Annotated in this window: 9 protein-coding genes; 1 reads left to right on the forward strand and 8 read right to left on the reverse strand. The window is 42.8% G+C overall.

All coding sequences use genetic code 11. The annotated features are described in order from the left end of the window. The 6 genes from QZL69_RS06910 to QZL69_RS06935 form a co-directional block, all read right to left on the reverse strand. Window positions 1-844 (reverse strand): ABC transporter permease (locus tag QZL69_RS06910; protein ID WP_291518783.1); only part of this gene is annotated, 844 nt, incomplete at its 3' end. Then, window positions 841-1,782 (reverse strand): ABC transporter ATP-binding protein, encoded by a 942-nt coding sequence (locus QZL69_RS06915; RefSeq protein WP_022214489.1) that lies wholly within the window; start codon window positions 1,780-1,782, stop codon window positions 841-843. The genes QZL69_RS06910 and QZL69_RS06915, both read right to left, overlap by 4 nt. A 161-nt stretch (window positions 1,783-1,943) precedes the next feature. Next, window positions 1,944-3,086 (reverse strand): substrate-binding domain-containing protein, encoded by a 1,143-nt coding sequence (locus QZL69_RS06920; RefSeq protein ID WP_022214490.1) that lies wholly within the window; start codon window positions 3,084-3,086, stop codon window positions 1,944-1,946. Between the two features lie 71 nt (window positions 3,087-3,157). Further along, window positions 3,158-4,405: an ABC transporter permease subunit gene (locus QZL69_RS06925; RefSeq protein WP_022214491.1), complete on the reverse strand. Its 1,248-nt coding sequence runs from the start codon at window positions 4,403-4,405 to the stop codon at window positions 3,158-3,160. After that, window positions 4,405-5,391 (reverse strand): ABC transporter permease, encoded by a 987-nt coding sequence (locus QZL69_RS06930; protein ID WP_022214492.1) that lies wholly within the window; start codon window positions 5,389-5,391, stop codon window positions 4,405-4,407. Before QZL69_RS06930 ends, QZL69_RS06925 begins: the two co-directional genes overlap by 1 nt. After that, on the reverse strand, window positions 5,391-6,896 hold the full coding sequence (locus tag QZL69_RS06935; RefSeq protein WP_022214493.1) for a sugar ABC transporter ATP-binding protein: 1,506 nt from the start codon (window positions 6,894-6,896) through the stop codon (window positions 5,391-5,393). The genes QZL69_RS06930 and QZL69_RS06935 overlap by 1 nt, the downstream gene beginning before the upstream one ends. 376 nt (window positions 6,897-7,272) lie before the next feature. Between QZL69_RS06935 and QZL69_RS06940 the strand changes: the two genes are divergently transcribed. Beyond that, window positions 7,273-8,139, forward strand: coding sequence for a helix-turn-helix transcriptional regulator (locus QZL69_RS06940; protein ID WP_022214494.1), 867 nt, complete (start codon window positions 7,273-7,275; stop codon window positions 8,137-8,139). 130 nt (window positions 8,140-8,269) lie between these two features. Here QZL69_RS06940 and QZL69_RS06945 read toward each other — a convergent pair whose 3' ends face one another. Both QZL69_RS06945 and QZL69_RS06950 read right to left on the reverse strand, forming a co-directional pair. Further along, window positions 8,270-9,385 carry a substrate-binding domain-containing protein gene (locus tag QZL69_RS06945; RefSeq protein ID WP_022214495.1) on the reverse strand — a complete coding sequence of 372 codons (1,116 nt, stop codon included), beginning with the start codon at window positions 9,383-9,385 and terminating at the stop codon, window positions 8,270-8,272. 121 nt (window positions 9,386-9,506) lie between these two features. Continuing rightward, the coding region (locus QZL69_RS06950; RefSeq protein ID WP_291518789.1) for an ABC transporter permease at window positions 9,507-10,395 on the reverse strand (889 nt) is incomplete at its 5' end.

Below are 10,395 nucleotides of genomic sequence, written 5' to 3' on the forward strand. Positions count from 1 at the left end.
CAATCGTCTGAACTGTCAGGAACAAAAAGAAAACAATAACAGATACATAGTACACGATCGCGGATATATCCAGAATGCCGTCAAAGAAATTTGTCAGCCTTCCATTCATATAAAATACAGACAGAACCTTGCGGAAGCTTCCTTCCAGAAGAGATGCCTTTGCAAAATAAACCACCTGGAGTGCCACCTCAAGAAGCACGCCTGCTCCGATCACAACCTTGAGATTTCCGATCATATTATAGACCAGGGCCATCACAAGAACAATCACTACAGTAAATGCACTCACAGATGCGATTGCAGTATTAGGAACCATTTTGCCGATCGTGTTCATCAGATAGCAGACCAACAGAGTTCCGAATGTCATAACCGCTGAAATCACCGGATTTTCTGTGACTGATGAGAAAAATACTCCGATTGCAATATTGGCACAGCCGAGGAGATAGAATCCAAGGATTGAAAAATATGCTGCCGGAAGGTTTACTGTTCCAAACATAGTAAGAATCAGCGGATAAATGCAGATGATCAGCATCGGAATGGTGAACAGAACTACAACTGCCAGATATTTACCGATCACAATGTCTTTTACTGTCATTGGCAATGTAAGTAATAACTGGTCTGTTTTCTGTTTTTTCTCCTCTGCCAGAACACGCATTGTCAGGATTGGAACAAATACCAGAAAAATAAACTGAACATTCTGGAGTACCAGTTCAAATCTTGGCGAAGCAAGATTCAGATTCTGATATGCAAAATATAGGCTTACGACTGCCAGCATAAATGCAACAAACACATATCCGATCATTGAGATCCGATAACTTCTTAATTCTTTTCTACATACAGCGATCATGCTCTTCCCTCCTCAGTAATTTCAAGAAAGATGTCTTCCAGCGACATTCCTGCCCTGCTGATCTCAAGAAGCGGGATTCCTGCCTCTGCAAAACGGAAGAATAACTGTTTTCTGTAATCCGCCTGATCCTGTACTTTCAGCTGGAACCTGTATGTCTCAGCTTCTTCTGCTTCTTTCATATCAGCGATACTGAGTGCCGGGAATTCACGCAGGATATTCTGGATCTTCTCCAGTTCTCCCTGTGCACTCAGACACAGGATATCCTGTCCCTTAAACAGTTTTTCCAGATTTTCTGTACTGTCACTCACTACCAGATGTCCCTTGTTGATAATAACCACATGGTCACACACTGCCCCAATCTCAGAAAGAATATGCGAGCTTATCAAAACGGTGTGATCTTCTCCCAGCTGCTTTATCAGTGTGCGGATCTCTATGATCTGCTTCGGATCCAGTCCGACGGTAGGCTCATCAAGAATAATGATATCCGGATTTCCAATCAGTGTCTGTGCAATTCCGACTCTCTGCTTATATCCTTTGGAAAGATTTTTGATCAGCCGATCCTTCATATTGGTGATCATCACTTTTTCCATGACATCTCCTATCATGGACTTTCGTTCTGATTTCGGCACGCCCTTGAGATCTGCCACTGTGAACAGATACTCCCAGACTGTCATGTCCATATACAACGGGGGAATTTCCGGAAGATATCCAATATGCTTCTTGGCCTCTTCTGCTTCTTTAAAAATATCATGTCCTTCAATAATGACTTCCCCTGATGTCGCGGCAATGTAGCCGGTCATTATATTCATTGTAGTTGATTTTCCGGCACCATTTGGTCCTAATAGCCCATAAATTTTTCCTTTTTCAAGTGAAAAACTGATGTCCTGTACGGCAAAATGATCTCCGTATTTCTTTGTAAGATTTCTAACTTCAATCAAGATATTCCCTCCTGTTGATCAAACTCTTCCCCAATTATAATACATTATCAGAAAATATGCCACTGTCGTCCCTGATATGTATGAAAGAAAAGGCGTCCGCCCGCGGGCGAACGCCTTTGTTATCGCATTTCTAATTTATTTAAACAGAACTGCAATACAGATTAAAGTTTGTCAACCCACTCTGCCATGTTGTCTTTGTAGAATACATAAGGCTGACCTGTGAGAACGCCTGTGCCACCATCGCCATTATCTTCAGCGGTGAATGTCTCAGCTTCATATTCGCCCCAAGCTTCCATATCAACAGTTGATCCTGCGGATCCGTCGAATCCATCGTTCTGAACTGCCATCTGGATAGCTGCTGTAGAAGCTCCAAGATGAGATACATCCCACAGCATCATGTATGGGCAAACAAATGAGAACTCATCATCATCTGCTGTAGCCGGCATATAGTTCTTCATTTCTGAAGGAAGTCCAAGACCTGTCAGTTTGATATCAGATTTAGCCTGTGTAAGAACTTCACCTGCTGCTGCGATACCAACTGTTGTTGGGGAGATGATTGCATCTACATTGTTTTCAGCCAGGAATGCCTGAGCCTGTGTAGTAGATTTTGTTGCTTCGTCATCACCATATTTCTTGTTGAGTTCCGGGCTCACTTTGCCTTTGTAGATGTCTTTCTGAAGTTCCTTCTCCATAACTGCGATCCAGCCATTCTGTACAGGTGTATCGATACCAGCGGAAAGAACACCAAGTCTGATCTCGTCTCCGTCGTAATCAGCGAGAGCTGCCTCTACAGTTTTTTCCATTGTTACGTCTTCCGGATCATAAGCTACGCCAAGAACCTGAAGAACTGCTGCGCGAACCTGCATAGCTCCGATATCTTCTGTGGATGCCTGATTGTTGTGAGTTACACGATAATCAGCAGATGCAGAAGAGTCAACGGATACGATCGGAACACCCTTTTCCTGAGCTTTTGCAAATACTTCATCAAATCCTGTATCACCATTTGTAGAAATGGAGATGGATTTGCATCCCTGAGTAATTGCTTCGTCAATGAGCTGTACCTGAGCTGCTACAGTTGTCTCAGCCGGTGATTTCTCTGTGCAGTTTTCCCCAACCTGCTCCATATAAGATGAGAAACCTTCATACATGATAACACCAAATGCGTTACCTACGGATTTGAACATAAATACGTGGGAACCAGATACATCTGATGTGTTACCAGCTGCTGAAACTGCTGCCGGAGCTGCCAACGCCATTGTTGTTGCAAGGCCCATAGCCATTGCCTTTTTGAGATTTTTCTTCATGAAACACTTCCTCCTTTTTTTATATATATAAACATCTTTGTGTTTATATTTCGTAGTTCAGACAGGTAAGATTATTTGAAACGCTCTTTTGCTTTCTTTGCGTTTTCCTGCTGTTCTGCCCACCACTGAGCAGATTTCTCTTTACATTCTTTCTGAGCTGCTTCGATCTTCTTATTGAGTTTCTCGATCTGAGCTGCCTTGTCAGATGCATTGCCTTTTTCAAGTTCTTTGATCTGTTTCTTCATATCTTTAACAGCAGCTGCTGTTCTGTCATTGATTGCTTCAATGTTCTTATTGTTATGATAGAACAGTCTCAGTTTGATATCTTTGATCATCTGTTTGTTGATCGTGGAGATCAGGATCGTTACGATAAGGATAACACCGATAACGATTTTCTTTGTGTTCGGGTCGATACCCATAAGTCCCAGTGCATATGTAAGGAAAGCCATGATAAAGGTTGCAATGATAGGTCCCCACATTTTACCTTTACCACCATTGGTAGAAACACCACCTAATACCGCACAGGCGATCGCAGTCATTTCATATCCTGTACCCATGGAAGAGGAAAGACCTCCACCCATACGTCCGATAAAGAAGATAGAACCGATACCTGCCATGAATCCCATGAGGATAAATACCTGCATTTTGACTTTCTTAACACTGATACCTGAATAATTTGCACATGTCGGGTTGTTACCAACAATGTAAACTTTACGTCCAAATGGTGACTTGTGAAGAACAAAGATGAAGATAGCACCCATGATAAGGAAAAGCACCATACTCAGCGGAATGATTCCACCAATGTTCATCCATCCGATCTTGTTGTACCACTTCGGGAAATTCTTCAGAGAATTCTCACCCAGAACGATTTCCACAATACCTCTGAATAACATGGATGTAGAAATTGTAGTGATAACCGCCGGCATTTCAAGGAAAGCAACACAGAATCCATTGAATGCTCCACATAGCATACAAACAATGATTCCGACGATAACACAGATGAGTGACGGAAGTCCTTTATCCATCAGAAGTCCTGTTACCATTCCACCCAGGATCATCTGTGCTGCTACTGATACGTCAATGTCACCCAGCAGAAGGATGAATACCATACCAAGTACAAGCGGAGAAACATCCAGACCTGCATTGATCATTGACTGAACTGTACCGTGGGTAAAATAAAGATCCGGTTTTATAACCGCCAACAGTACATTAATTAAAACCATGATATATACAAGAATCATTTCCCATTTGACAAGGAATTTCTTTAATACAAATCCTTCCTTGACACTGAGGTCTCTGTCGTAATTACTTCCTGGCATTAGATCAACGCACTCCTTTCTTTGAGAGCCTGTCTCTTAGCGGACTGCTCGGTAAAGTAGTTAATTGCAACGGCAACAATGATAATTCCGCCCTGGAGTGATTTCTGCCATACACTCATACCAGGAATCATACTAATGAAATATGTGATCACAGACATGATAAGTGCACCGATTGCCACACCATCCATACGTCCTTTACCACCGGTGATAGATACTCCACCGAGAACGCAGATTGCGATCGCAGTCATTTCAAAACCGTCTGCCATTCCATAATAACCAATTGCATAGTTTGCAGTATAAAGCATACCTGCCAGACCTGTCACTGCACCACAGATCACGAAAGAATAAAATGTTACCTTTGGTTCTTTGATACCTGCAACTGCTGCAGATTCACGAGATGTACCGATTGCATAGATTCTTCTTCCTGCGGAAGTATATCCAAGGAACAGTCCTGCTACAACCAGCAGAATGATCGTGATCCAGAGGATGATCGGCAGTCCTAAGAACTGTCCGATTGCAAACGTACGATATCCGTTCAGTTCTTCGTACTGTGCAGCGAACCACCACTGTCCGCCGGAAACTACAAACGCAAGACCACGGAAGATGTACATCGTACCCAGGGTACAGATCATCGGAACCATGTGAAGGTATCCAACCAGAAAACCATTCAGTGCACCACAGAGTGCGCCGAGAACAATTGCAAATAATACCCATACGATTCCAGGGATTCCCGGATGGCTGCATGCAAGAGTGGTACAGGAAATACCAACAAATGCAAGCTGGGAAGCGATGGAAATATCAATACCGCCTGTAAGAATAACCATCATCTCAGCAATCGCAAGGAGTGCATAGATTGTATTGTTCTGAAGCATACTTACCAGAGATGTGGAAGTAAACATACCCGGTGTAAGGAAACGGGCGATCACCAGCAAAATGATCAGAACTGCGATCAATCCGGTATTTCTGGATTTTAATAAATTTTTCATTATTTATGCCCCTCTCTTTCTTTCAGAGATGCTTCAAGCAGCATTTCCTGGGTTACAGTTTCCATATCGCCAAACTCACCTGTCACACGACCGCTCTTCATTACAACGACTCTGTCTGCAACACCAAGAACCTCCGGCATTTCAGAAGAAACCATAATGATTCCGTATCCTTTGCATGCCAGACTGTTCATAATCTCATAAATAGAATATTTTGCACCAACGTCGATACCCTTTGTAGGCTCGTCCATGATCAGAACCTTCTGATCGGAACTCAGCATCTTGGCAACAACGACTTTCTGCTGATTACCACCTGACAGAGATGACGGCGGTGCTGTAATATCGTTTGCTTTCAATTGGATCTTCTTGCACAGGGCAATCGCATTTTCCATTTCTTTATCTACATCCATCTGTCCGCCCTTTACAAACTGCTTCATGGAAGCGGAAGATACGTTCTGATAAATAGGAAGTTCATTTACAAGACCCTGGGTCTGTCTGTTCTCCGGAAGAAGTCCGATTCCAAGATTAAGAGCATCGATCGGACTCTTGATATCTACTTTCTTTCCTTCCAGACGGATCTCACCGCTGTCCGGATGCATGATACCATAAATTGTCTGACATACCTCAGTACGTCCTGCTCCTACCAGACCTGTCAGTGCAAGGATCTCACCTTTACGTACATTGAAGGAAATATTCTTGAAATATCCTTCTTTGCTGATATTATCAACCTCAAGTACCACATCACCGATCTTGGCTGTTTTCTCAGGATACATGGAATTCAGTTCACGACCAACCATTGCCTTTACAAGATCTGCATTTGTGATCTTGTCAACATCCCAGGAACCAACATATGTAGAATCACGGAATACGGTAACACGGGTAGCCAGCTCATACATATCTTCAAATCTGTGAGTAATGAAGATAATGGAAACTCCCTTGTCTCTCAGATCTTTCGCAATGCGATATAACTGAAGACATTCATTTCTTGTAAGCGAAGCTGTCGGCTCATCCATGATCAGGATTCTTGCATCACAGGAAAGTGCTTTTGCGATCTCAACCAGCTGCTGCTCTGCAACAGATAAGTTGCCCATCGGTTTGTTTACATCGATCTCTGCACTTAAAGGCTGAATCAGTTCTTTCGCACGCTGTCTCATTGTCTTCCAGTCATAGAAGCCAAATTTATTCTTAATTTCCCGTCCCATAAAAATATTCTCTGTAACAGTCAGATCAGGGAACGCCGTTACATGCTGATAAATAGCAGCAATTCCAAGTTTCGCTGAGTCTGTAGTGTTTCTTAATGTTACCTGCTCACCATCCAGCAGCATGATTCCGCTGTCCGGCTGATGTACACCGGTAATGACCTTAATAAAAGTTGATTTACCAGCTCCGTTTTCTCCCATCAGAGCATGAATCTCGCCTCTTTTTAACTGAAAGTGAACTCCATTCAGAGCTTTAACTCCACCAAATGTTTTTACTACATCTTTCAGTTCCAAGATATACTCACTCATTTTGTGTCTTACTCCTCCCTTTCCTTCGTTGTGATTGAACTGCGTTGCGTTCTTTATGTATCTGATTTTATACAAATCATAGAGTTTTTCAATATATAAAATTGCTTTACGGGTATCAAAAATTGCGTTTTTGGCACTTTTTTATATTTTACAACAAAAAAGCATCTTATCTTTTAACAATCTTCACATCAGTTTCATCTACCTGTCAGTTTTTGTTTATCTATATTGCCAATGACAGTTTTTACATAAATTTTCTCCTTTATTTTGGTTCTTTGTACACTTTTTTTTCTTCTATATTATTGGTATAATAAAAAGCATTACCAGTTACGGTTCCCTTGTGCGCAGTAACTGACTATCATTTCTTGCGGAGGTTTTTATGCGACTGCCAAAACATCTTATGCCCACCGACTATTTTTCGGTCATACCCAAAACAGATGTCCAGATCACAGCCCTTCCCTTCTATATAAAGGAAGTCGGATACTGCAATGACCGTAAATTTATCCGTGGTGCCTGCAACAATTATTCAGACTACTTATTCGTCTACTCCCTGTGTACCATGAAGTTCAAAAAAAACGATGAGAAACATCCTGTTCATTCCCATGATATCATTGTATCTGCCTGCAATACACCGTTGACATTCTCTCTTCCTATTTCTTATGGAAAGACACGACGTGAATACCTGTATTTTATCATCGGTGGATCCCACGCACAGCAGTTTTACAATTATATCAGACGGCATGACTGTACGTTTCATTTTAACAAACTTCATCACATGCTGGATCTCTTTCTTGAGATTCTTGATATTGACTATAAATCAGACCCTATGTCGGCACAGATGCATGCCAGTTCTGTAGTGCATCAGATCTACCTGGAACTGTACATTCTCTCCCAGAATATTCTGAACGCCAAAAAGCAGACTCCTGTTCAGGACAGTGCCGTAAACACAGCACTTAAGTATATCCAGACGCATTATCAGAGTGATATGAGTATCGATTCAGTCTGCAACAGCGTCAGCTTCTCAAAATATTACTTCTGCAAGCTGTTTAAGGAACATATGGGAATCTCAATCCACCAGTATGTCACGGAATTCCGTATTAATAAGTCCAAGGAACTTCTGAGTTATTCCAAGCTCTCAATCTCTGCAATCGCAGCTTCTGTCGGCTTCAAAAGCCCACTTACCTATACGCGAAACTTCGAGAAGCTGGAGCATATGACACCTTCGGAATACAGGGAATTATACTAAATCTTTCATCATGGTACTTTTCCCAGAAAATCCGACAAATTTACAGAAAAAAGACATAAAAAAGAAACCCCGGAAAATCCGGGGGTTCTTTTTATGTCTTCAGAACACTGCTTCAAAAGCTGTATTCAGATTAGTCGTACAGGTTCGGAGCGATCTCTTCGTCGTCCATGTTTGTGGAATCATACCAGTATCCATCTGTAGGAACGTCTTCAAGTTCTTCTCCGTTTGCTGCTGCTGTCAGAGCGTAGATTGCATAGTATCCCATCATCAGAGGAGACTGTGTAACTGCTCCGAGGAATGTTCCGTCCTGAACTGCTGCTTTGATGATAGAACCAGCGTCGAAACCAACACCGATAACATCGCCGTTTGCTGCGTCAGAACCAAGAACGTTCAGGTTTGCGTTAGCTGCAAGAACACCTTCTGCTGCTGTCTGGTTGGAACCGAAGATAGCGATGCAGTTTTCTTTGGAAAGGATAGCCTGTGCTTCATTGGAGCAAAGCTCTACAGTTGTCTGTGCCGGAACTGCAACCTGGATAACAACGTCTGCATCTGCTTCTGTTGCATCAGCGCCTTTTGCTGCGTTTACATAGAATTCGTTTCCTGCAACTGCTACTGTTTTGCCGTCAGCCTGAAGAAGTTCGATCATTTTGTCGATGAATCCGCCGCCACGCTGCTGAATGTTCTGAGCTGTAGCATCCTGGTTAACTTCACCGATAACAACCTGTCCGTCTGCATTAGCTACTACGTCTTTGATCGCATCGTACATATGAGTTGCTGCTTCTGCACCAGCCTGTGCGTTGTCTGTGCAGACTTCACATACTACAGATCCTTCCGGAGCATCTGCGATACCTGTATCAAATGTTACAACCGGGATTCCTTTATCAGCACATGTCTGCAGTGCATCCAGAACAGAAGATGTATCGCATGCTGCAATACCGATTCCTTTCGGGTTGGAAGCGATTGCTGTGTTGATCATGTTAACCTGGTCAGCGATATCGGACTCACTGTTCGGTCCCTGTGGTGTGTAAGTAACACCAAGTTCTTCAGCAGCTTTCTTCATACCTTCCTGAGCTGCATCCCAGTAGGTAGACTGGAAAGATTTAACCATCATCGGGAATTCATATGCTTCGTTTGCTTTCAGATCTTTGAACTGATCCGGGAGATCAGCTGCCATAACTGTTGACATAGACATTCCTGCTACCATTGCTGCACAGATGCTTAATGCTACCACTTTCTTGAAATTCATAACTTACTTCCTCCTTATAAATTATATTATATAGTTTTTTTATTATGATACGTCAGTAGGAATTAGTCTGACGCCCCACATACTTAGTTTGGATAAAGAAAAACTGCAAAGCAGTTTTTCTTTACATAGCTGCTTTTTTCTTTTCTTTGATGATATCGATCAGGACTGCTACGATAAGAACAAGACCTGTGATGATCTGCTGCCAGTTTGCCTGAAGTCCGACATATGGAAGACCGGTCTTCAGAAGCATGATAACGAAGATACCAACAAATGTACCAATTACGGAACCGTAACCACCGGTTGCTGCAACACCACCGACGAATACACCGCCGATCGCATCCATCTCAAGTCCGGCACCGGTACCAGGCTGTACAGTAGGTGTAACTGCTGCATAAGCGATAGCTGCAAGACCTACAAACAGACCACATACTACATATACCATTACATGGTAAAATTTAACGTTGATTCCTGAAAGAGCTGCTGCTTCTTTGTTAGATCCGATCGCGATAGTATAACGTCCGAATTTTGTATGGTTCAGAACGAATTCCATCAGGATAACCAGAAGTACCATCCACAGGAAACCAATTGGATAACGAGAAGCACTTCTTCCTGTACCAACAGTAATCTTGAAGATTGTATGGAACCATCCACCGTCCTGGGTAAGTGCCGGCCACGGTGTTGCGCTGCAGAGAGAACCTGCACCACGGGTGATCATACAGGTACAAAGAGTTGCAAGGAATGGCGGCAGGTTCATGATTCCGATCAGAACACCATTCAGTGCTCCAACGAGGATACCAAGTACCAGACAGAGCAGCATAGCTGCTACAACCGGCCATCCGTGGCTTCTTACCATTGTTCCAGCGATCAATGCGTAACAAACCATACCAGTTCCGATTGACAGGTCTACACCTCCAGTGATAAGTGGGAAGGTAACACCGATTGCCATCAGAAGATCATAGTAGGAGAAATCGAGCATACTCAAAAGAGTTGTATACTGTCTGAACTCCTTA

It is taken from the genome of Blautia sp. CAG:237, assembly GCF_000436615.1.
Classification (GTDB): domain Bacteria; phylum Bacillota; class Clostridia; order Lachnospirales; family Lachnospiraceae; genus Blautia_A; species Blautia_A intestinihominis.

Coding starts and splice junctions, on each gene's coding strand:
- QZL69_RS06920 (WP_022214490.1), bottom strand. CDS start 3,086: ATGAAGAAAAATCTCAAAAAGGCAATGGCTATGGGCCTTGCAACAACA.
- QZL69_RS06925 (WP_022214491.1), bottom strand. CDS start 4,405: ATGCCAGGAAGTAATTACGACAGAGACCTCAGTGTCAAGGAAGGATTT.
- QZL69_RS06930 (WP_022214492.1), bottom strand. CDS start 5,391: ATGAAAAATTTATTAAAATCCAGAAATACCGGATTGATCGCAGTTCTG.
- QZL69_RS06935 (WP_022214493.1), bottom strand. CDS start 6,896: ATGAGTGAGTATATCTTGGAACTGAAAGATGTAGTAAAAACATTTGGT.
- QZL69_RS06940 (WP_022214494.1), top strand. CDS start 7,273: ATGCGACTGCCAAAACATCTTATGCCCACCGACTATTTTTCGGTCATA.
- QZL69_RS06945 (WP_022214495.1), bottom strand. CDS start 9,385: ATGAATTTCAAGAAAGTGGTAGCATTAAGCATCTGTGCAGCAATGGTA.